Source organism: Streptomyces sp. NPDC036764 (genome assembly GCF_055609385.1).
In genome coordinates, this window is sequence record NZ_JBVJPT010000006.1 from 254,176 (window position 1) to 274,153 (window position 19,978).

A 19,978-nucleotide genomic window follows, 5' to 3' on the forward strand; every position below is an offset into this window, starting at 1 on the left:
CACGGCCGCGATCAACTCTCCAGGCTGCCGCCCCGCCTACGGCCGCGATCAACTCTCCAGGCTGCCGCCGCACCTACGGCCGCGATCAACTCTCCTAGCTGCCGCCGCACCTACGGCCGCGATCAACTCTCCTAGCTGCCGCCGCACCTACGGCTGCCATCAACTCTCCTAGCTGCCGCCGCACCTACGGCTGCCATCAACCCTCCTAGCTGCCGCCGCGTCTACGGCTGCGACCACGGCTCGAAGCTACGGCTTGCGTCCCCACGCCGAGATCAGCGGGGCCGTGGCCAGGTCCATCTTGCCGGAGGCGACGTTCGCGAGGTGGCGGTCGATGTCCTCGTCCGTGGCGATGCCCTCGGTGACCAGCTCGCCGCGGATCTGGCGGACCGTGGCGGACTCCAGAGCGGCGCAGGCGGGCGAGGTGACCGGGAAGTACGCGTCGGCCGTCACCTGGCGCAGACCCGCCTCGCGGAGCAGACGGGGGAGCCTGCGGCCGTAGGAGAGGTCGGCGCCGCGGTCGGCGAGGAGCTTGCGGAAGCCGTGGCGCAGCCGGTTGGCCAGCCGCTGCTCGGCGCCGTACTCGTCGGGGCAGATGAGCGGCTGGAGGGCGGGGTCGGCGTCCTCGATCAGGAGCCGTCCGCCGGGGCGCAGTGACTCGATCATCGTGCGCAACGCCCGTTCCCGGTCCGGCACATGGACGAGGACGAGCCGGGCGTGCACCAGGTCGAACCCCTCCCCCGGCGGTTCGTCGGCGCTCACGTCGTGGACGCGGACCTCTACGGGTGGCCGGGCGGCGGAGGCGAGTTGCGAGGTGTCGATGTCGGTCGCGATGACCCTGCCGGTCGGGCCGACCTTCTTGGCCATCCAGGACACCACGGACGTGCCGCCGGCGCCGACCTCCCAGCAGCGCCAGCCGGGTCCGATGCCGAATCCTTCGAGGTGCCGGAAGGTCGTGGGGTCGAAGAGGGTGGCGAAAGCGTCGAAACGTTCGCCCGCCTCGGTCTGCCGGTTGTCGAGGAGATACCCGTCGTTTCGCGTCATACCGCGATCATTCCAGTTGGCCTGCTCGTCTTGAGCGGGCGACGCGGCGCCTACGACGAGATGGCGGACGCCGGGTCCCGCGGGGGCGGGGTTCGAGCCGATGGCATGCGCGGCGGCATCACGGGGGAAACGGTGGGCGTGGGCTCGCGCCCCCTGGCGGAACGGTGCATCCAGCCCGGCAAAGGCTGCGTCCTACCTGGGTGGGCCGGTCGTCCACAGGCGGGAACAAAGCGGAATCAGTGATTCCCACAGGCTTACCCAGCACTCACCACCGGCTGGCAAACTGGCACGCCAAGGCGCAGAGATGCGGCGCGAGGGATCCACGCAAGGAGATCCAGATGTCCATGGCAGGGAATCTGCGGAAGGTCACGGGCCTAGACAGGGTCGGCGGCCTGCGCAAGGTGGCACGGCTGGCTCGACGGCGCCCCCGCGTCGACCTCAGCCACCCCGCCAGGTCTCCGCTGGGCTCCTCCGTGGTGAACTGCGTCACGTACCGGGACGGCGCACGGGTCTCGGAGACCGGTGATCTGGTCGACGTCGTGCAAAGAGTGCGCAAGCGCGGCGGCGGATTCGTCTGGCTCGGCCTCCACGAGCCGACGGACCGGGAGTTCGCGGGCATCGCCGAGCTCTTCGACCTGCACCCGCTGGCGGTCGAGGACGCGGTCGAGGCGCATCAGCGGCCGAAGCTGGAGCGCTACGACGAGACGCTGTTCGCCGTGTTCAAGACCGTCTGCTACGTCGAGCACGAGAAGCTCACGGCGACGAGTGAGGTGGTGAACACCGGCGAGATCATGGTGTTCGTCGGCCGGGACTTCGTGATCACGGTGCGCCACGGACGGCACGGCTCGCTGGGGCCGTTGCGCGAGGAGCTCGAGTCCAACGCCGAGCAGCTAGCCAAGGGCCCGGCGGCCGTGCTGCACGCCATCGCGGACCACGTGGTCGACGATTACCTGAGCGTCACCGACTCGGTGCAGGAGGACATCGACGCGGTCGAGACGGACGTGTTCGCGGAGAACGGCGCGCGGGCCGACCCGGGGCGGATCTACCAGCTCAAGCGAGAGCTGCTGGAGCTGAAGCGAGCCGTGGTTCCGCTGAGCCGACCACTGGAGGAGTTGGCCACGGGCTCCATACGGGTTATCGAGCCGGAGATACAGGCCTACTTCCGCGACGTCTCCGACCATCTGCTGCGCGCCAAGGAGCAGATATTCGCCTTCGACGAGTTGCTCAACTCGATCCTCCAGGCGCACCTGGCACAGGTCACCGTCTCGCAGAACGAGGACATGCGGAAGATCACCGCCTGGGCCGCGATCATCGCCATCCCGACGATGGTGTGCGGGGTCTACGGCATGAACTTCGACTACATGCCGGAGCTGCGCTGGACATTCGGTTATCCGCTGGTCATCGGCGTGATATCGGTCGCGTGTGTGCTGTTGTACCGCGGCTTCCGGCGCAACGGGTGGCTCTGACGCGGCGAACACCTCTCGCCGACCGGTTCCACCCGCGAACTCCGGCGCGTCCTCGTCCGGCACGGCCGGCCGAACGAGGACGACCCGTACGGTGTGGGGCGTTCGCCGAAGCAGCGAGTCGCGTCGTCAGGGCACCGTTGAGTCAACGCGCCCCGGGTGCCGCGCTCGTGGCATAGACGCTCTCGACCCATGGGCCGATCTCGTCCTCAGACAGGCTCCGGGCCAGATCGGCCTCGCTGATCATGCCGACGAGGCGCTTGTTGTCGATGACGGGGAGCCGGCGGATCTGGTGATCCTTCATCTCCCTGAGCACATCGCTGATGTCGGCGCTCGCGTCGATCCAGCGCGGGGTGCCCTGGGCCATCTCGCCGGCGGTGACCTTGCTCGGGTCGTGGCCCACGGCAACGCAGCCGATGACGATGTCGCGGTCGGTGAGGATGCCGCAGAGCCGTTCGTTCTGATCGCTGATGGGCAGGGCTCCGACACCCAGCTCACGCATGAGCTGGGCGGCGCGGTCCAGGGTCTCGTGGGCCGGGATCCACTGGGCGCCTCGGTGCATGATGTCTCCGGCAGTGGTCATGGACTACCTCCCGATGCCGGACGGCCGGCGCGGCGCGGGACGCACCGCTAGTCCCGGCGCCCTTCATTCTCGCCGCGGCGTCCGGCCCATGCACCCGGAACCGAGCGGTAACGGCCGTGGAGGGCGGGCGGCGATCAGGCGGAGAAGCGCACGAGTTTGCTCGGGACGACACGGATGATCACGCGGGCCTCGTCGTCCTTCTCGGCGGGCGGGTCGATGCCGAGGTACTTGTGCGAGAGCTCGAACGGGAGCCGCTTGGCCTCGTCCGGGACGATCTCGGCGATGCCGCGGATCTCGACGGAGGAGTAGGGGTTGGCGAGGTCGTAGACGGAGACGCTGACGCGGGGGTCGCGGCGGAGGTTGCGCACCTTCTGGCGGGTGTCGATCGAGGAGAAGAGCACGGTGTCGCCTTCGCGCTTGATCCAGACCACCGAGTTCTGAGGAGCGCCGTCGGGGCCGAGGGTGGCCACGCTGGCGAAGTTCTTGCCGTCCAGCAGGGTGCGGACGGAGTCGTCGAAGGAGATCGGATCGCTCGCGGAGGTCGTCATGCCCCCAGGATATTTAAATGCATGCGCATGTAAAAGCGTTTTGGCGGATCACGGCTCAACCGCTCCACGCCGGGTGCCGTGGGTCGTCGGCGCGCACCAGTACATCGGCGATGCCGGCCGGGTCCGCCTCCTGGGCGTAGCGCTCGAAGGCGGGGAGGGTCCAGTGCTCGGACTCGGGGGTACGGCGGTGCAGGGCGCCCGGCGAGAGGAGGACGTGGACTGTCAGATCGAAGGGGAACCAGTGGCGCAGCAGGAGGGGGCCGTGCAGCAACAGGAAACCGCCGGGCGGGAGTTGGACGTGGGGGCTGCGGGTGGCTCGGTCGACGACCGGGTCCCACAGGTCGGGCAGGACGCGGCCGTCGCCGCCGGGATCGAGGGGGCCGAAGACCTCGCGCCACAGGGCGCCGGTGTCGACCCAGCCGTCGTAGTAGGCCTCGACGTCCCGGTGGCCGTACTCCAGGCGGACAGAGGCGGGGCGCAGGAAGCCCGCCGTGCCGACGGTGAGCGAGGGGCGGCCTCGGATGCGCAGTGCCTCACCGACCCGCTCGGCGAGGTCGCCGGGCCGGGCCGCCGGGGCACCGTCGAAGGCGACGCGCGGCCAAGGGCTGCCGTCGGCCGGCTTCAGATCGAGCAGCCGATCGGCCAGCAGTTCGCCGAGCCGGTCCCAGGTGATCGCTTCCAGTCGCACACGGCCCATGATGCGACAGGTGGCGGGCGGGGTGTGGTGCGGTCCGGGGGTGAGGGGGTGCCCACGCCGAGCCGCGTAGCCCCGTCGGTGAGTTCTCCACCCCTGATCCGAGGGGAATGAACCCGGTATGGCACCCCTTGCAACTCCCCCGCACCGCACCGGTCTTCTCGTCATTCAGCCCATCAAGCGGCGGCATTGCGCCGAGTGTCATGCGGGACCATTGCAGATGCTCGTGTTGGAGGACGGTGCGCCGCGGTGTCTGGACTGCGCCGATCTCGGGCACCTGGTGTTTCTGCCGCGCGGCGACACGGCGTTGACGCGCCGGTCGCGGGAGGAGAGTGCGCTGTCGGCGGTGGTCGTGCGGTTCAACCGGCGCCAGAGCCGTTACGAGCGGCAGGGCGTTCTCGTCGAGGAGGCGGGGCTGGCCCGTGCCGAGGAGCGGTGCCTGGTGGACGCGGAGGCCCGGCGGCGCCGCCGGATGCGGGACGCGCGGCGCCGGGCTCAGGAGGACGTGCGGTTCGCGGAGGCGTTCGCGGCGGAGATACGGCGGCTGTTCCCGGGATGTCCGGCGGACCGGGCACGGGACATCGCCGGGCATGCGTCGGTGCGGGGCAGCGGGCGGGTGGGGCGGAGTGCGGCGGGGCGGGCGTTGACCGAGGTGGCGGTGACGTCGGCGATCGTGGCGTCCGTGCGGCACGTGGACACGCCGTACGACCAGTTGCTGATGAGCGGGGTGCCGCGGCACGAGGCCCGGCGACGGATCGCGCCGGTGGTGGAGGCGACGTTGGGGGCGTGGAGGGCGCGGGCGTCGGAGGCCGGCTGATGGTGCCCCCATCACCCACGCTGCCCCCTGTCCCGTACCCCGTACCCCGTACCCCGGTCCCCGTCCCCCGTCTCAGCATGCCCACCCCCGCTCTGGACGTTCGCGTATGCCGTCGCGTCGTTCGGCCATGGTCACTGATGTCGTACAGGATTTCACTTGAGGTGACGGACGGGGCCGGGCAGGATCCCGACTGGATGCGGGAGTTGAAGTTGACATGATCGATGGGCCGTACTTCGTACTGATCGTGATCGGTGTGGTCGGCACCGGCCTCGTGGCCGGGGTCTTCTGCGCCTTCTCGACCTTCGTGATGCGCGGGCTCGCCGCGCTGCCGCCCGCGCAGGGCGTCGCCGCGATGAAGGCGATCAATGTGACCGCGCTGATGCCGGCGTTCATGCTGGTGTTCATGGGGACCGCGGTGCTGTGCGCGGTGATCGCCGTGGTGACGTTCGTGCTCTGGCCGGACGAGGGGACGGTGGAGCTGTTGCTGGGCAGCGCGCTGTATCTGTTCGGCTCGTTCGGGGTGACCATGGTGGCGAACGTGCCCCGTAACAATGCGCTGCTGAAGCTCGATGCGGGTACTCAGGAAGCGGCCGACTACTGGCCGACGTACGTGCGGGAGTGGACAGCGTGGAACCACGTCCGCACGGTCGCCTCGGCCGCCGCGACGGTGTTGTACGTGCTGGCCGTGAGCTGACGCTCCCCCCCCCCGGAGAAAGCGCTGTCCCTCCACTCTGCGCACGTGACCGGTGAGACGTATCGTTTTGGGGAGAGTGCCGCCCGATGACGCACGGCTCCACCACGTCACGCGCGCACGCGCACGCGAGGAAGACGGCCATGGCCGATCCCAAGGGCTTCATGACGACCCCCCGCCAGGACTGGCCGCGCCGGCCCGTCGAGGAGCGGGTCGGGGACTGGGACGAGGTGTACGTCCCCGGGGCGCTGCTGCCGATCATCAGCAAGCAGGCCGACCGCTGTATGGACTGTGGCATCCCGTTCTGCCACGAGGCCTGTCCGCTGGGCAATCTGATCCCCGAGTGGAACGACCTGGTGTCGCGGGAGGACTGGCGGGCGGCGGCGGACCGGCTGCACGCGACGAACAACTTCCCGGAGTTCACCGGGCGGTTGTGTCCGGCGCCGTGCGAGGCCGGGTGCGTGCTGGCGATCAACCAGCCGGCCGTCACCATCAAGAACGTCGAGTGCGCGATCGGCGACCGGGCGTGGGAAGAGGGGTTCGCTCCGCCCCGGCCGCCGGAGCGGCTGTCGGGTCGGACGGTCGCGGTGATCGGCTCGGGGCCCACGGGGCTCGCGGCGGCGCAGCAGCTCACCCGGGCCGGCCACACGGTCGCCGTGTACGAGAAGGACGACCGGATCGGCGGCCTGATGCGGTACGGCATCCCCGAGTTCAAGATGGAGAAGCACCATCTGGAACGGCGGATCGAGCAGATGCGGGCCGAGGGGACGAAGTTCCGTACGTCGACGGTGGTGGGGCGGGACATCGGGGCGGCCGAGCTGCGGTCGCGCTACGACGCGGTGGTGATCGCGACCGGGGCCACCGCTTGGCGTGAACTTACCGTTCCGGGCCGGGAGTTGAGCGGCATCGAGCAGGCCATGGAGTATCTGCCACTGGCCAATCGGGTGTGCGAGGGGGATCTGGAGTCGTCCCCCATGTCCGCCGCCGGGAAGCATGTCGTCATCGTCGGCGGCGGGGACACGGGCGCCGACTGTCTGGGCACCGCCGTGCGCGAGGGTGCCGCGTCCGTGACCCAGTTGGACATCTACGCCCAGCCCGGCGCCGAGCGGGACGAGGACGCCGAGCCCTGGCCGACGTACCCGAAGATCTACCGGCTCTCGGCCGCGCACGAGGAGGCGCGCGACCTGGTGACCGCGCCCGCGGCGGACGCCGACGCACGGCTGTTCGCGGCGTCCACGCTCCAGTTCACGGGCGACGCCGACGGGCACGTACGGTCGCTGCACCTGGTCGAGGTGGACGCGCAGCGCCGCCAGATGCCGGACACCGGGCGGACGCTGCCGGCCGACCTCGTGCTGCTCGCGCTCGGCTTCTCCGGGCCCGACCGGACGGACGGGCTCATCGAGCAGCTCGGGCTGGAGATGGAGCCGCGCGGCACGATCATGCGAGACGCCGGGTTCGCGACGAACGTGCCGGGCGTGTTCGCCGCCGGGGACGCCGCCCGGGGGCAGTCGCTCATCGTGTGGGCCATCGCCGAGGGGCGAGCGGTGGCGGCGGCCGTCGACCGTCATCTGACGGGGAGTTCGAGGCTGCCGGCACCGATCTCGCCGTACGACCGGCCCATGACCGTTTGACGCGACGCTGGGCGGTGGGGTCGCTTTCACGCGGCGGTGAGCGATGGAGGCTCCATTGAGCGCAGGCCACTTTGACGCGGCGGCGAGCGATGGGGCCGCTCGTCAGCGCCGCTCGTCCGTCCCCGCCACCTTGCCCGTGGCCAGCGCGACCCGGTTCCACGTGTTGATCGTCATGATCAAGGCCATCACGTGGGCCAGTTCCGTGTCGTCGAAGTGGGCCGCCGCCTGTGCGTAGGTCTCGTCCGGGACGCCTTCGTCGGCGACCAGGGTCAGGGCCTCCGTGAGGGCCAGGGCCGCCTGCTCCCGCTCGGTGAAGAAGTGGCGGGCCTCGCGCCAGACGGCCACCAGGTGCAGCCGGTCCTCGCTCTCTCCGGCCTTGCGGGCGTCGTTGGTGTGCATGTGGAGGCAGTAGGCGCAGTGGTTGATGAGCGAGGCGCGGATCTGGATCAGTTCGACGAGGGCAGGGTCGAGGCCCGCCCGGGCGGCGGCGTCGAAGCCGACGATCGCGCGGAAGACCTTCGGGGCGGACTTCGCGAAGTCCAGCCGGGTGCGGGCGGCCTCGGCCTCGGTGATGGCCCCGGCGATGTCGATCTCGTTGCCGTTGCCACTCGTCTTCGTGGTCGAGTCGATCGTGGTCGAGTCGATCGTGGTCGTGTCCGTCGTGTTCGTCGTCATGTTGATCGCGTTCGTCGTCATGTGGACCAACCTACGGGCCTCAAAGACCGGCTGTAGGGTGCATTTCCATGGCAGATTCGTGGGTCAATTCATGGGTCGACTCGGCGCAGCGGATCGGTGCCGACCTGCACCTGGACCTCGCGGAGTCGTCCGGACCCGGTGGCCGGCGGGCCGCGGTCACCCGTGCGCTGCGCGACGCCGTGCGCAGTGGGCGGCTGGCGCCGGGCACCCGGCTGCCGCCGTACCGTTCGCTCGCCGCCGACCTCGGGGTCGCCCGCAACACCGTGGCCGACGCGTACGCGGAACTGGTCGCCGAGGGCTGGCTCACCGCCCGGCAGGGCTCCGGGACGACCGTGGCCGAGCGCGCCGAGCCCCTGCGGCGCGCCGCGCGCGTGCCCCGCAAGGCCCCGCCACGCGCGCGTGGGCGTCTGCACGACCTTCGGCAGGGCACGCCGGACGCGTCGGCGTTCCCGCGGGCGGCCTGGCTGGCCTCCTATCGGCGGGCCCTTCAGCAGGCGCCGAACGAGGTCTTCGGGCCGGGCGACCCGGCCGGACGCGTCGAACTGCGCGAGGCGCTCACCGAGTACCTTGCACGCGCGCGTGGCGTGCGCACCGAGCCGAACCGGATCGTGATCTGCTCCGGCTTCGCGCACGCCCTGCGGCTGCTGTTCAGCCAGGACCGGGCCGGAGGCAGCAGCGTGCTGCGCGGGCCGCTGGCCGTGGAGGCGTACGGGCTGGGCTTCCACCGGGAACTGCTCGCCGCCGCGGGCGTCCGGACCGTACCGCTCCCCCTCGACGAGGACGGCGCGCGCGTCGACCGGCTGGCGCGCGAGCGGGCGGTGCTGCTCACGCCCGCGCACCAGTTCCCGACCGGCGGCCCGCTGCACCCCGAGCGCAGGGCCGCCGTGATCGACTGGGCACGCGCGCGTGGCGGCGTGGTCCTGGAGGACGACTACGACGGCGAGTTCCGATACGACCGCAAGCCCGTCGGAGCCGTCCAGGGCCTCGATCCGGAGCGGGTGATCTTCATCGGCTCGGTCAGCAAGAGCCTGTCGCCGGCGCTGCGGCTGGGCTGGATGGTGCTGCCGGAGCGGTACGTCGGCGACGTGCTCGCGGCCAAGGGCGAGCGCGAGGCGTGGGCGAGCGTGCTCGATCAGCTCAGCCTCGCCGACTTCATCGTCTCCGGGGCGTACGACCGTCATGTACGGCGCATGCGGCAGCGCTACCGGAGCCGCCGCGACCGTCTCGTGGCCGCCCTCGCCGAGCACGCCCCGCACATCGAGGTCACGGGTGTCGCCGCCGGGCTCCACGCGGTACTGCGACTGCCGTCCGGCACCGAGCGGTCCACGGTGAAGGCGGCCACCTGGCAGGGCGTCGCCCTGGACGGCCTCGCCGAGTTCCGGCACCCGGAAGCGACCGAGGCCGAGATGCCGGCCCGCGACGGCCTCGTCGTCGGTTGCGCCACGCCCTCGGAGCACGCATACGGGGCGGCGCTGGAGGCGCTGTGCGGGGTACTGCCCCCAGGGGAGGAGCCGGGGCCGGGCGCCGGGTGAGGGGGCGAAGGGGCCGGCACCGGACGGATGAGGGAGCCGAGCCGCCTCCTGCCTGCGAACGAGCCGCCCGCCGCGCCTCCTGCTCACAAAGGAGCCGCGGTCTGCTGCCGTCGGATGAGTCGGCCGGACCCGGCATACTGCCGCATTCGGATTTGTTCTCTTATCTGTCCGAAAAGTGGCTTTCAGGCTACATACAGCCAAACAGGAGTGGGATCCTCGGAACAGGAGGCGTGCTGTAGTCGCACCCCGACCGGCCCGGTAGCGGCTCGCCCCCTTCCTTCGTTCCGTCGTCAGGCGCAGGGCCACCCCCCGCGCGTCCCCCCTGTTGGCGGTCGGTCCTGGAGGGTGTTCGATGACGACGCTCGAAGAACGTCATGGAGAAGGTGCCCGCCACAGGGACGAGTGCCGGGGCGAGGTCGCCCTCGGCCAGGCCGGGACGTACGGCCCGGCTTCGGTGCGGTCGGCCATGGTCCCGCTGGACCGGCCCGGCACCGGGCTTCCGCCGCTCATGGGATCCAAGGCCGCGAACCTCGCCCGTGCCGCCGGCGCCGGACTGCCCGTGCTCCCCGGGTTCGTGATCCCGCACCGCAACCCGCACCGCACAAGCGGCGACATGCTCGACATGGTCGCCCTGCGGCGCGCGTGGGACGAGCTCTCCGACGGCGGCACCCGCCCCCTCGTCGTACGGTCCTCCTCGCCGCAGGAGGACACCGGGGAGTCGTCGCTGGCGGGCCAGTTCGCCTCGGTGCTGGACGTGCGCGGCTGGCGGGACTTCCTCGCGGCCGTGCGCACCGTGCTCGACTCGGCCGAGCGGCCCGACGGGTCCACGGCACCGATGGCGGTGCTGGTGCAGCCCATGCTGGCCACCCGGGTCGGCGGAGTGATGTTCGGTGCCGACCCGGTGGCGGGGCGGTCCGACCGGATGCTGGTCAGCGCGGTGCGCGGCGGGCCGGACAGCCTGGTCAGCGGTGCGCAGACCGGCACCGGCTACTGGCTCAGCACACACGGACGGCTGCTGCGGACCGACGTGGCCGGGACGGCGGAGGCCGGGACGGCAGAGGCCGGGACGGCAGAGGCCGGGACGGCAGAGGCCGGGACGGCGGAGGCCGGGACGGCAGAGGCCGGGACGGCAGAGGCGGGCCCGCTGCTCACGCGTGCCGAGCTGTTCCGGCTCGCGCGGCTCGCGCGGCGGGTACGGAAGGTCTTCGGCGGGCCCCAGGACGTCGAGTTCGGGTTCGACGCCGACGGACGGCTGTGGCTGTTCCAGAGCAGGCCGATCACCGCGATGGCGGCCCGGCCGGCGCGTGGGGCACGGTTGCTCGGGCCCGGTCCGGTGGCGGAGACGCTGCCCGAGCAGCTCGCGCCGCTGGAGGAGGACCTGTGGGTGGCGCCGATGGCCCATGGCCTCGCCACCGCGCTCGACATCGGCGGCACCGCACCGCGCCGCCTGCTCAGGTCGGTGCCCGTGGTGCTGACGGTCGGCGGGCGCGCGGCCGCCGACCTGCGCCTTCTCGGTACGGTGCCGCCACGCCACCGCTGGCTCGCGCTGCTCAACCCGGCGCCCGGGGCACGCCGGCTCGGCGCGGCCTGGCGGATGGGCCGCCTCACCGCCTCCCTGCCCGGACTGGCCACCGACCTCGCCGCCGACGTCGACCGCCGCCTCGCCGAGGTCCCGTCCCCCACGACCCTCACCGGCACCGCCCTGTCCGCCGAGCTCCGCTGGACCCGCCGGGTCCTGGTCTCGCTGCACGCCCAGGAGGCCCTCGCGGGTGCCCTCCTGCACGAACCGCCCAAGAGCCGCACAGCGGCCGGCGCGGCCCTCACCGCCCTGACCGAGGCCCGCGGCCGAGGCGTCGCCGACGATCAGGTGGCCGCCACGGACCCGGTCGTCCTGGCCCTCACCGCACCGAGCCTGCGCGACCGGGGACGGCTCCCGGACGCCGCGCTCCCGCCCGCGGCGTCGCGGCCCGGGGAACCGGAACACGGGCAGCCACGGCATTCCGCACCGACCGCTCCGGCGACACCCGCCGACAACCTGAGCAGCGCGATCCTCGCCGGCTACGCCACACCCTTCACACGAGCCGCTCAACCCGCCACGAACACGACGGGCACGACGAACAACACGATCAACACGAACCACACGAACACATCCGTCACCCCACCCCCCGCGACCCCACTCGCACACCCCCTCGCACACCCCCTCGTAACGGCCCTCCCACCCCGCGAAGCCCTGCGCCTGCGCGTCCGCTGGGTGCAGGAACTTCAGGTGCGGCTCGTCCGAGAGGTGGCCCTGCGACTGGGCATCGAGGCTGAGCGCATCGGCCTGTTGCGGTGGGCGGAACTGGCCCACGTACTGGACGGCGGCCCCCTGCCCGCCGACCTGCACGCACGCGTGCCGCAACCCGCCTCACCCCCGCTGCCGGACGAGTTCCGGCTCGCGGACGGTCAGGTCGTCGCCGCCGAGCGCGGCAGCCGCCGTCAGGGCGACGGGGTGCGGGGCGTGTCCGCGGGGCGCGCCGTCGGGACCGTATGGGACGGGTCGGGGCCGCGGCCGTCGGACGCCGTGCTGGTCGTGCGGACACTGGACCCCGCGCTCGCCCCGCTGCTGCCGGGCCTGACCGCTCTGGTGGCGCAGACCGGGAGCCCGCTGTCGCATCTGGCGGTCCTGGCGCGGGAGTTCGGGCTTCCCGCGGTCGTCGGCGCCGTGGACGCCGTGCGCCGCTTCCCGCCCGGCTCCCGGCTCACGGTCGACGGGACCGCCGGTGACGTACGGCCGGACGTACGACTGGGGGACGCGCCATGAGGAAGATCGCCTATGTCTTCGGAATCCTCGCCGCGACGGGCGCGGGCACCTACCTGATCGTCTATCTCTACCGGTGGCAGTGGCAGCGCGCGATGATCTGCGGCGTGCTGCTGCTGGTCGTCGAGGTGATGCTGTTCGGCCTGGTCACGCTGGGGCGGCTGAACCGGATCGAGGATCGGCTGCGCGACACCGACCGGCGGCAGCGGGAGCTGGACGCCCGCCAGGAGGACGTCCTGACCCGGCTGCGCGAGCCGGCCATGGCGCAGGAGGAGAGGCGGTTCCGCTGGCTGGAGGACCCGGCGGACCGGTCGTACGTCTTCGTGCCGGTCCTGATGGTCGCCGGCGTGGTGCTGTCCGCGCTCGCCTGGGTGGTGCAGAAGGTCGCGTCGACCACGGCAGGGCCCGCCGAGCAGCGCCTGGCCGGACGGCTGGCCGTCCTCTCCGCGCCCGATCCGGCGGCCTCCGGCGACCTGGAGGACCTGCCGGCGCCGGGCACGGGTTCCGGGCGCCGTACCAGGCGGGTGACCACCGTCGGCGTCCTCTCCGTCGCGATGCTCGCCGCCCTGATCGTGGCCCTCGCCGACCTCACGCAGACCCGCGCGGACGAGACCAACGAGCACGAGGCGACCTCTGTGCTCGTCCAGGTCGATCTGCGCGGCACGGACACGTCGACCGGCCGCAGGGCGCTGGCCGCGCAGCAGATCTGGCAGAGCTGCCGGGACTCCACCTCCGCACCGCTGCGGCACGCCCCCCTCGGCGACCTGGGGAACGGCATGTTCGCCGGGGTCGTACGGCCCGCGCTCACCGACCACGACCTCATGCGGCTGCGCGGCTGCCTGGAGGACGCCACCCTGGAGCGCGCCCACCTCACGGTGGTGGCCGTCAATGACGTGGAGTCGGGCGACGACTCACGGTGACCATCGGGGACGACTCACGGTGACCATAGGGGGACGACTCACGGTGACCGTGGGGCTTGAGCGTTCACCATGGCGGCCAACCGGACATGACAAGTGAGACGTATTGCACAAAAAAGGACACATCACCCATTGATCGCAATCTCCGGGGTACTCTGCCAAGGCGCCCACCGTCCCCTAGTCCCCCGGGTCGCTCATGGCTGTCCTCTCCGCTACTTTGCCCCGCCCTGCCCTCCGCAAGCGCCCACTGCCCCAGCGTGCACTGCGGATCCTGATCGGCATCGTGATCGGTTACTTCATTTTGTGGGCGGCAGGCGCCGGCGGCATCCTGGGGTTGTCGTACCTGGCCCGGACCGAGACTCCCGCACCCGCCGGAACGCGCGTGGTCCAGGGCGTGAACCACTTCCAGCCGGTGGACTCCGACGGCCGGCTGTGGCGCGGCTCCGCCCCCTCCCCGGCCGGTTACCGGGCCCTGGAGGGCATGGGCATCACCACCGTCGTCGACCTGCGCGCCGAGCACATGAGCGCGGCCGAGCTCGCCGAACCGCGCGATGCCGGGCTGAATGTCGTACGCCTGCCGATCCGTGACGGTCAGACGCCGGCGCCCAAGCAGGTGCAGCGCTTCATCAACGTCGTCTCGTCGGCTTCCGGCCCGGTGTTCGTGCACTGTGGCGCGGGTGTCGGCCGTACGGGCGCGATGGTCGCCGCATACGTCGTGAACACCGGTGAGGAGTCGCCGTCTCAGGCGGTCCGGCGCAACCTCGCGGTGGGACCGCCGTCGATCGAGCAGATCTGGTACGGGCTGAACCTGAGCCCGGCCAAGGCGGAGCAGCCGCCGCTGCCGGTGACGATCGTCAGCCGCCTGGTGGACGCGCCGCGGCGCATCATGTCGTACCTGTAGTGACCGCGGGGCCTTGAGGCCCGCCGAACATGAGGCCGTATCAGCAGCCGTGGCTGCCGGTACGGCCTCCGTCGTCCTACGGCTTGCGCCCCACCGCTCCGTACCCGGGAATGACCCCGTCGTCCTGTCCCGGTACGGGATCTACCAGGTCGGGGTGCCACTGGTGCGGCACCTCGACGCCCGGCGGGACGAGTTCGAGGCCGTCGAAGAAGCGGGTGAACTCGTCGCGGGAGCGCAGGGCCAGCGTGACACCCGCCGCCTTGAGTTTCTCGGTCGCCGCCGCCGACTCCTCGGGAGTGAAGTCGGCGGTCGCGTGGGTCATCACCAGATAGCTGCCCGATGGGAGTTCGGACAGCAGCCGGGCGACCAGTTCGTGCGCGCCGTCCTCGTCGGAGACGAAGTGCAACAGCGCGACGAGGGAAAGCGCGACCGGACGGCTGAAGTCCAGAATCTTCCGGGCGCCTTCGACGATGGCGCCCGGATCGCGCACGTCGGCTTGCAGGTACTCGGTGACGCCCCCCTCCGCGCCGCGCAGCAGGGCCGCCGCGTGGGCCAGCACGATGGGGTCGTTGTCGCAGTAGACGACGCGTGCGTCGGGGGCGATCCGCTGGGCGACCTGGTGGAGGTTGGGCTCGGTCGGGATTCCGGTCCCGATGTCCAGGAACTGGCGTACGCCCCGCCGGGCGAGCCAGCGGGTGGACCGGTGCATGAAAGCCCGGTTGACCCGCGCCATCACGGGGACGCGCGGGTCGAGGGCGAGCATCTGCTGCCCCATGGCCTCGTCGACGGGGTAGTTGTCCTTCCCGCCGAGATACCAGTCGTACATCCGCGCGGGATGCGGCTTGCTGATGTCGATCTCGGTCATCAGGCACTCCGTAACAAGCAATGGATTATCAACCAAGCACCAAATCAAGGACGTTGTGCGAGAAGCAGGCAAGTGACGGGCAACTGGTTCAGGACAGCAGGAAGTCGGCCTCCCCCGCCTTGGCGCCCTCGATGAACGCCGTCATCTCGTCCGGGGTGTAGATCAGCGCCGGCCCGTCCGGGTCCGTCGACTGACGCACGGCGATCCGGCCGTCGGCGAGCTTCATCGCCTCCAGGCAGTTGCCGCCGTTGCCCCCGCTCCACGGCTTGTGCCAGCCCTCGCTGCCCAAGTCCCGCGCGGGCATGCCGTTGTAGACGCGTATGCGCGGCTTGATGCGATCCATTCACAGCTCCTTGCGGAGATCCCGCAGGATCTCCTTCGTGCGATGTGCCGTGGCGGCGTGCGCCGCCATGCGGTCCATGACCTCGAGATGGGTCGCCACCTCGGCGCGCGCGTCGAGGTAGACGGCGCCGGTCAGGTACTCGCTGTAGACCATGTCCGGCAGTTCTGACACGGCAAATCGGAACAGCACGAACGGCCCGTACGTGCCGGGGTGCGGCCCGTTCGCGAACGGGGCCACCTGCAACGTCACGTTGGGCAGCTTCGCGGCCTCGAGCAATCTGTCGATCTGGGCACGCATCACCTCCGGGCCGCCCACCGGGCGGCGCAGCGCGGTCTCGTCCATCACGACCCACAGCCGGGGCGCATCCTCACGGGTGAGCAGCCGCTGGCGTTGCATACGCAGGGCGACATGGCGCTCGATGTCGTCAGGGCTGGTCTGGCCGATGGCGCCCGACTTCAGCACTCCGCGCGCGTAGTCCTCGGTCTGCAGCAGACCGGGCACGAAGTGGGGTTCGTACGACCTGATGAGGGCGGCGGCACCCTCCAGGCTGACGTACATGGAGAACCAGCCGGGCAGGATGTCGTGGAACCGCTGCCACCAGCCGGGCCTGTTGGCCTCCTCGGCCAGCAGCACGAACGCCTCGGCCTCCTCGTCGGAGATCCCGTAGGCCTTCAGGAGCAGTTGGAGGTACGGGATCTTGAGCCCGACCTCGGCCATCTCCATACGGCGGACCGTCGCGGGGGCGACGCGGAGGACGCGGGCGGCCTCCTCACGCTTGAGCCCTGCGCGTTCCCGCAGGTCCAGCAGGCGCCGGCCCAGGACGACCTGGCCGACCGTCGGCGCGGACCGCGGTTCGCTCACGCTCCACCTCCACGAATGAATCCGTACGCATCCCAAAGACCGGCCGAACCAGACCGGCCGAACCAGACCGGCCGAACCAGACCGGCCGAATCACACCGGCTGAATCAGACCGGCCGGATCGCACCGGCTGAATCAGACCGGCCGGATCAGACCGACTGCATATTGGCAGACGGACCGAATCCCGGCAGATCGACCGAACGCCGACAGGCCGACGGCGCCATTCGAAGACCTATTCGAAGATCGCAACGGATGCTCGATGATCCCAACTGGCGCCGTTCGACATGCTGTTGCGAGCAGTGTGCCACGGCCTTCCAGAGAGTCACACAGCACTCTGCATTTTTCAGAGTGACACTTGCCAAGTGTTCACGGCGGGGCGATAGTGGCAAGCGTGATTCCGTCCCCGCCCTTAGGAACAGACGCCACTGTGGCCCCCCACGGCCTCGGTGCCCCCACGGGAGTCGGCCCCCAGCGGGGCGTCGGCGCCGAGCGCCGGTTCCGGTTCGAACTGGCCGCACATCCGGGTTCTCCCGCGCAGGCCAGACGCCTGACCAGGGCGCGGCTGAACGGCTGGGCGGTGTGCGAGGACACCTGCGACACGGCGGCTCTCGTCGTGTCCGAGCTGGTCACGAACGCGATCGTGCACACGGCCAGCGAGCACATAGTGTGCGAGCTGCACGACGGCACCGATCTGGTCCGCATAGCCGTGCACGACGAGGGATGCGCGCCGGGTGAGCCCCACCCGGCGCCCGCGCGTCCCGAGGAGGAGCACGGGAGGGGACTGCTCCTCATAGACGCCCTCTGCCATGCCTGGGGGGCACAGGAACACGGGTCCGGACTGGTGGTCTGGGCCGATCTGCAGCGCGGGACCGTCTTCCACGACGTACCGCGCACCGACCGCGGGCCCTGCAACGACCTCGGCTGGGGGTCCCGGCCCAAGCCGGGTCCGCCCGGCGGCCCGGGCGACGAGGACGACGCCGAGGCTCGACACGACAGGGGAGCGGGATCCGCATGGCTGTGAGCGGCGTGTCCGGCGGCGGTCAGGTGCTGAGCCTTGACTCGCTGGTCCGCCTTCGCCGCGGCATGCGCACATCGGCCGCCCCGCGCCGCCTGCCCGTTCCGGAGGGGATGACAGCGCCCCTGGGCTGCGACGCGGTGGCGGTTCCCGCCCGCTTCGGTCCGCTGGTCCTGCCCCGGCTGCCACGCGTGGGGTGCGTGTACGCCGACGACGTGCACTGGTGGTGGATCGTCCCGTCCGACTCCGACTACGCGCTGGAGTGGCCGGCGTCCGTGCGGTACACCACGGGCGCGATCGTCACGGACACCCCGCGGCTGATCCACCGCCCGGAGGGGAAGGTGCCCTACACCCCGCCGATTCCGCTGTATCTGGCGCTGTGCAGGGTCATGGGGACCACACCGACCTGGTCCAAGCAGATCACCGCGTGAGGCTTCGCCGACTCGTCCGTCGTTCTTGAGCACGGGTACCTGACGGCGCACGCCCGCGCGCACCTCCCACCCCCACCTGCGCCCTCCCCCGGACGTCCCCACCCCGCCATAGTGGCCCTCCGTCGTCGAGGGCGGTCGGGGGAGGGTGTGCGGTGGGGAAGAAACAGGGCGCCGGTGAGGCCCGGGTGTCGGAGTCGGAGCGGCTGCTCTTCGGGGGTCCGCTGCGGTACGACATGGGGTGGAACCAGCACCGGGACGCGTTCCTGGAGCTGAGCCTGCGCGCCATGGTGACGCGGTTGCCGTCCCTGCTGGGGTCGAGCTTCCGGCTCGCCTGGCAGGCCGACCGGCGGGCCGCGCGGACCGTGCTGGTGGCCGAGGTGGGCCGGGGTCTGGCGCAGGCGGTCGGACTGCTCGCCGTCAACAGTGCGCTGGGGCGGCTGATCGAGGCCGGGGAGCTGGCCGAGCGGTTACGCGGTGCCGTTCCCGCACTCGTCACCATGGCCGCCGTCATGGTCGTCTCGACGCTGCTGCGGGCCGCGTCGACGTACGCCACCGGGCGCCTGGAGCCCAAGGTGGAGCGTGTGGCGACCGAGCTGTATCTGGAGCGGGCGGCGGCCGTGGAGCTGGCGGCGATCGAGGACCACGCCTTCCACAAACTGCTGGACACCGCGCAGTACGGCGCTGCGTCCGCGCGCCGCATGATCTCCTACAGCGCCCGCGTCGTGAACGCGGGCATCTCGCTGATCGCCGCGGCCGGCGTGCTCACCGTCCTGCACCCCGCCCTGCTCCCGCTGCTCGCCACCATGACGCTGCCCAGCGCCTGGAGCGCCCTGACCAACGCCCGGCGCCGCTACGAGTCCTTCCACACCTGGGTGCAGCACGCCCGCGCGGGCCATCTGATCAGCGGGCTGCTGACCGAGCCCGCCGCCGCGCCCGAGATCCGGGTGCACGGTGTGGGCCCCTTCCTGCTGCGCCACTACCGGGCCATGTCGGAGACGGCGGAGGCGGAGCAGGCCCGGCTGGCCCGGCTCGCCGCGCGCACCGGGCTCATCGCGGCGGCGTGGACGGGGCTCGCGACCGTCGCGACGTACGCGACGCTGGGCGGGCTGCTGCTCGCCGGTGCCATGGCGCTGTCCGTGGCGGGTACGGCCGTGATCGCCATCCGCACCGGGTCGTCGAGTCTGGACAGCCTCGTCCTGGAGGTCAACGCGCTCCACGAGGAGGCACTCTTCGTGGGCGATCTGCAACGGCTCTACGTCGAGGCGGCCGAACGGGCGATCCCGGTCGGCGGCGCCGCCCTGCCCGAGGACCCCCGGGAGGTCCGCTTCGAGAACGTCAGCTTCTCCTACCCCGGCGAGTCCGCCCGCCCCGCCCTCGACGACGTCACGCTCACCCTCCCCCTCGGCCGGATCGTCGCGCTGGTCGGCGAGAACGGCTCCGGCAAGACCACCCTGGTCAAGCTGCTCGCCGGGCTCTACACCCCGGACCGGGGCCGCATCCTGTGGGACGACGTCGACGCGGCCGGCGCCGACCGGCACCAACTCGCCGAGCGCATCGCGATGGTGGCCCAGGACTTCAAGCGCTGGCCGTTCACCGCCCGGGTCAATGTGGCCGTGGGCCGCTCCTCCGTGCCCCTCACCGAGGAACGCCTGGCCACCTCGGTCGCCGAGGCCGGGGCGCAGGAGGTGGTGGCGGACCTGCCGCGCGGCCTGGACACCCTGCTGGCCCGCCAGTTCAACGGCGGGCACGAGCTGTCCGGCGGCCAGTGGCAGCGGCTCGGGATCGCGCGGGCCGCCTACCGGCGGGGCCGCATCCTGATCGTGGACGAGCCGACGGCGGCCCTGGATGCACGGGCCGAGCTGGAGGTCTTCGAGAAGATCCGCGCCCTGGCCTCCAGCGGCCAGACGGTCGTCCTCATCACGCACCGGCTGGCGTCCGTCCGCCATGCCGATCTGGTGCACGTCCTCGACCAGGGCCGGCTCGTGGAGTCAGGGACTCCGGACGAACTGCTGGCCACCGGCGGGGTCTACGCCGAGCTGTACTCGCTCCAGGCCGAGCAGTTCACCTCGCAGGTGCCCGCACCGAAGGCGGGCTGACCGGCACGGCCTTGCCCGAGCCTCACGCGGCGGCGTCCACCGCGCCTTGCCCGAGC

General features: G+C 71.5%; 19 protein-coding genes. 11 read left to right on the forward strand and 8 right to left on the reverse strand.

Annotated elements, in window-relative coordinates; genetic code table 11:
* Positions 1-246: 246 nt before the first annotated feature.
* The gene (locus tag ACZ69Q_RS23965) at positions 247-1,041 is read right to left on the reverse strand and encodes a methyltransferase domain-containing protein (RefSeq protein ID WP_471045188.1); all 795 of its coding nucleotides are present in this window, start codon (positions 1,039-1,041) and stop codon (positions 247-249) included.
* A 338-nt stretch (positions 1,042-1,379) separates the two neighbouring features.
* Here ACZ69Q_RS23965 and ACZ69Q_RS23970 point away from each other — a divergent pair, with 338 nt between their 5' ends.
* On the forward strand, positions 1,380-2,507 hold the full coding sequence (locus ACZ69Q_RS23970) for a magnesium and cobalt transport protein CorA (RefSeq protein ID WP_471045191.1): 1,128 nt from the start codon (positions 1,380-1,382) through the stop codon (positions 2,505-2,507).
* Positions 2,508-2,649: 142 nt separating this feature from the next.
* Here ACZ69Q_RS23970 and ACZ69Q_RS23975 read toward each other — a convergent pair whose 3' ends face one another.
* The 3 genes from ACZ69Q_RS23975 to ACZ69Q_RS23985 form a co-directional block, all read right to left on the reverse strand.
* Entirely contained in the window at positions 2,650-3,087 is a 438-nt protein-coding gene (locus ACZ69Q_RS23975; protein WP_471045194.1) for a CBS domain-containing protein, read from the reverse strand.
* Positions 3,088-3,221: 134 nt separating this feature from the next.
* Positions 3,222-3,635, reverse strand: coding sequence for a PPOX class F420-dependent oxidoreductase (locus ACZ69Q_RS23980; protein WP_471045197.1), 414 nt, complete (start codon positions 3,633-3,635; stop codon positions 3,222-3,224).
* A gap of 55 nt (positions 3,636-3,690) precedes the next feature.
* Complete coding sequence (locus ACZ69Q_RS23985; RefSeq protein WP_471045200.1) at positions 3,691-4,332, reverse strand: nucleoside/nucleotide kinase family protein; 642 nt, start codon at positions 4,330-4,332, stop codon at positions 3,691-3,693.
* Positions 4,333-4,450: 118 nt separating this feature from the next.
* Between ACZ69Q_RS23985 and ACZ69Q_RS23990 the strand changes: the two genes are divergently transcribed.
* The 3 genes from ACZ69Q_RS23990 to ACZ69Q_RS24000 all read left to right on the forward strand — a co-directional run bounded on the left by ACZ69Q_RS23990 (position 4,451) and on the right by ACZ69Q_RS24000 (position 7,468).
* Positions 4,451-5,146 carry a DUF2293 domain-containing protein gene (locus ACZ69Q_RS23990; RefSeq protein ID WP_471045203.1) on the forward strand — a complete coding sequence of 232 codons (696 nt, stop codon included), beginning with the start codon at positions 4,451-4,453 and terminating at the stop codon, positions 5,144-5,146.
* Between the two features lie 214 nt (positions 5,147-5,360).
* Complete coding sequence (locus ACZ69Q_RS23995) at positions 5,361-5,840, forward strand: anthrone oxygenase family protein (RefSeq protein ID WP_471045206.1); 480 nt, start codon at positions 5,361-5,363, stop codon at positions 5,838-5,840.
* A gap of 140 nt (positions 5,841-5,980) precedes the next feature.
* Entirely contained in the window at positions 5,981-7,468 is a 1,488-nt protein-coding gene (locus ACZ69Q_RS24000; protein WP_471045209.1) for a glutamate synthase subunit beta, read from the forward strand.
* Positions 7,469-7,570: 102 nt separating this feature from the next.
* On the opposite strand, the gene ACZ69Q_RS24005 is transcribed toward ACZ69Q_RS24000, so the two are convergent.
* The gene (locus tag ACZ69Q_RS24005) at positions 7,571-8,164 is read right to left on the reverse strand and encodes a carboxymuconolactone decarboxylase family protein (protein WP_471045212.1); all 594 of its coding nucleotides are present in this window, start codon (positions 8,162-8,164) and stop codon (positions 7,571-7,573) included.
* 47 nt (positions 8,165-8,211) lie between these two features.
* Here ACZ69Q_RS24005 and pdxR point away from each other — a divergent pair, with 47 nt between their 5' ends.
* The 4 genes from pdxR (at position 8,212) to ACZ69Q_RS24025 (ending at position 14,314) form a co-directional block, all read left to right on the forward strand.
* Positions 8,212-9,696, forward strand: coding sequence for a MocR-like pyridoxine biosynthesis transcription factor PdxR (gene pdxR, locus ACZ69Q_RS24010; protein ID WP_471045214.1), 1,485 nt, complete (start codon positions 8,212-8,214; stop codon positions 9,694-9,696).
* A 352-nt stretch (positions 9,697-10,048) separates the two neighbouring features.
* Entirely contained in the window at positions 10,049-12,499 is a 2,451-nt protein-coding gene (locus tag ACZ69Q_RS24015) for a PEP/pyruvate-binding domain-containing protein (protein ID WP_471045217.1), read from the forward strand.
* Positions 12,496-13,416 carry a hypothetical protein gene (locus ACZ69Q_RS24020; RefSeq protein WP_471045220.1) on the forward strand — a complete coding sequence of 307 codons (921 nt, stop codon included), beginning with the start codon at positions 12,496-12,498 and terminating at the stop codon, positions 13,414-13,416. The genes ACZ69Q_RS24015 and ACZ69Q_RS24020 overlap by 4 nt, the downstream gene beginning before the upstream one ends.
* 280 nt (positions 13,417-13,696) lie before the next feature.
* On the forward strand, positions 13,697-14,314 hold the full coding sequence (locus ACZ69Q_RS24025; protein ID WP_471045222.1) for a fused DSP-PTPase phosphatase/NAD kinase-like protein: 618 nt from the start codon (positions 13,697-13,699) through the stop codon (positions 14,312-14,314).
* A gap of 76 nt (positions 14,315-14,390) precedes the next feature.
* On the opposite strand, the gene ACZ69Q_RS24030 is transcribed toward ACZ69Q_RS24025, so the two are convergent.
* The 3 genes from ACZ69Q_RS24030 to ACZ69Q_RS24040 all read right to left on the reverse strand — a co-directional run bounded on the left by ACZ69Q_RS24030 (position 14,391) and on the right by ACZ69Q_RS24040 (position 16,383).
* Complete coding sequence (locus tag ACZ69Q_RS24030; RefSeq protein WP_471045224.1) at positions 14,391-15,179, reverse strand: SAM-dependent methyltransferase; 789 nt, start codon at positions 15,177-15,179, stop codon at positions 14,391-14,393.
* A gap of 88 nt (positions 15,180-15,267) precedes the next feature.
* Positions 15,268-15,522, reverse strand: coding sequence for a DUF397 domain-containing protein (locus ACZ69Q_RS24035; protein ID WP_234766900.1), 255 nt, complete (start codon positions 15,520-15,522; stop codon positions 15,268-15,270).
* A complete protein-coding gene (locus ACZ69Q_RS24040) occupies positions 15,523-16,383 on the reverse strand; it encodes a helix-turn-helix domain-containing protein (RefSeq protein ID WP_471045227.1) in 861 nt (286 codons plus the stop codon).
* Positions 16,384-16,762: 379 nt separating this feature from the next.
* Between ACZ69Q_RS24040 and ACZ69Q_RS24045 the strand changes: the two genes are divergently transcribed.
* From ACZ69Q_RS24045 to ACZ69Q_RS24055, 3 genes are all read left to right on the forward strand, one after another.
* A complete protein-coding gene (locus ACZ69Q_RS24045; protein WP_471045230.1) occupies positions 16,763-17,401 on the forward strand; it encodes an ATP-binding protein in 639 nt (212 codons plus the stop codon).
* Positions 17,392-17,826: a hypothetical protein gene (locus ACZ69Q_RS24050; protein ID WP_471045232.1), complete on the forward strand. Its 435-nt coding sequence runs from the start codon at positions 17,392-17,394 to the stop codon at positions 17,824-17,826. The genes ACZ69Q_RS24045 and ACZ69Q_RS24050 overlap by 10 nt, the downstream gene beginning before the upstream one ends.
* A gap of 152 nt (positions 17,827-17,978) precedes the next feature.
* Complete coding sequence (locus ACZ69Q_RS24055) at positions 17,979-19,922, forward strand: ABC transporter ATP-binding protein (protein WP_471045235.1); 1,944 nt, start codon at positions 17,979-17,981, stop codon at positions 19,920-19,922.
* The last annotated feature ends 56 nt before the right edge of the window (positions 19,923-19,978 follow it).

Excerpts from the sequence above, each read along its gene's own strand:
- ACZ69Q_RS23970 (WP_471045191.1), top strand. The coding sequence starts at position 1,380 with ATGTCCATGGCAGGGAATCTGCGGAAGGTCACGGGCCTAGACAGGGTC.
- ACZ69Q_RS23990 (WP_471045203.1), top strand. The coding sequence starts at position 4,451 with ATGGCACCCCTTGCAACTCCCCCGCACCGCACCGGTCTTCTCGTCATT.
- ACZ69Q_RS23980 (WP_471045197.1), bottom strand. The coding sequence starts at position 3,635 with ATGACGACCTCCGCGAGCGATCCGATCTCCTTCGACGACTCCGTCCGC.
- ACZ69Q_RS24030 (WP_471045224.1), bottom strand. The coding sequence starts at position 15,179 with ATGACCGAGATCGACATCAGCAAGCCGCATCCCGCGCGGATGTACGAC.
- ACZ69Q_RS24005 (WP_471045212.1), bottom strand. The coding sequence starts at position 8,164 with ATGACGACGAACGCGATCAACATGACGACGAACACGACGGACACGACC.
- ACZ69Q_RS24000 (WP_471045209.1), top strand. The coding sequence starts at position 5,981 with ATGGCCGATCCCAAGGGCTTCATGACGACCCCCCGCCAGGACTGGCCG.
- ACZ69Q_RS23985 (WP_471045200.1), bottom strand. The coding sequence starts at position 4,332 with ATGGGCCGTGTGCGACTGGAAGCGATCACCTGGGACCGGCTCGGCGAA.
- pdxR (WP_471045214.1), top strand. The coding sequence starts at position 8,212 with ATGGCAGATTCGTGGGTCAATTCATGGGTCGACTCGGCGCAGCGGATC.
- ACZ69Q_RS24015 (WP_471045217.1), top strand. The coding sequence starts at position 10,049 with ATGACGACGCTCGAAGAACGTCATGGAGAAGGTGCCCGCCACAGGGAC.
- ACZ69Q_RS24050 (WP_471045232.1), top strand. The coding sequence starts at position 17,392 with ATGGCTGTGAGCGGCGTGTCCGGCGGCGGTCAGGTGCTGAGCCTTGAC.
- ACZ69Q_RS23965 (WP_471045188.1), bottom strand. The coding sequence starts at position 1,041 with ATGACGCGAAACGACGGGTATCTCCTCGACAACCGGCAGACCGAGGCG.
- ACZ69Q_RS23995 (WP_471045206.1), top strand. The coding sequence starts at position 5,361 with ATGATCGATGGGCCGTACTTCGTACTGATCGTGATCGGTGTGGTCGGC.
- ACZ69Q_RS24020 (WP_471045220.1), top strand. The coding sequence starts at position 12,496 with ATGAGGAAGATCGCCTATGTCTTCGGAATCCTCGCCGCGACGGGCGCG.
- ACZ69Q_RS23975 (WP_471045194.1), bottom strand. The coding sequence starts at position 3,087 with ATGACCACTGCCGGAGACATCATGCACCGAGGCGCCCAGTGGATCCCG.
- ACZ69Q_RS24035 (WP_234766900.1), bottom strand. The coding sequence starts at position 15,522 with ATGGATCGCATCAAGCCGCGCATACGCGTCTACAACGGCATGCCCGCG.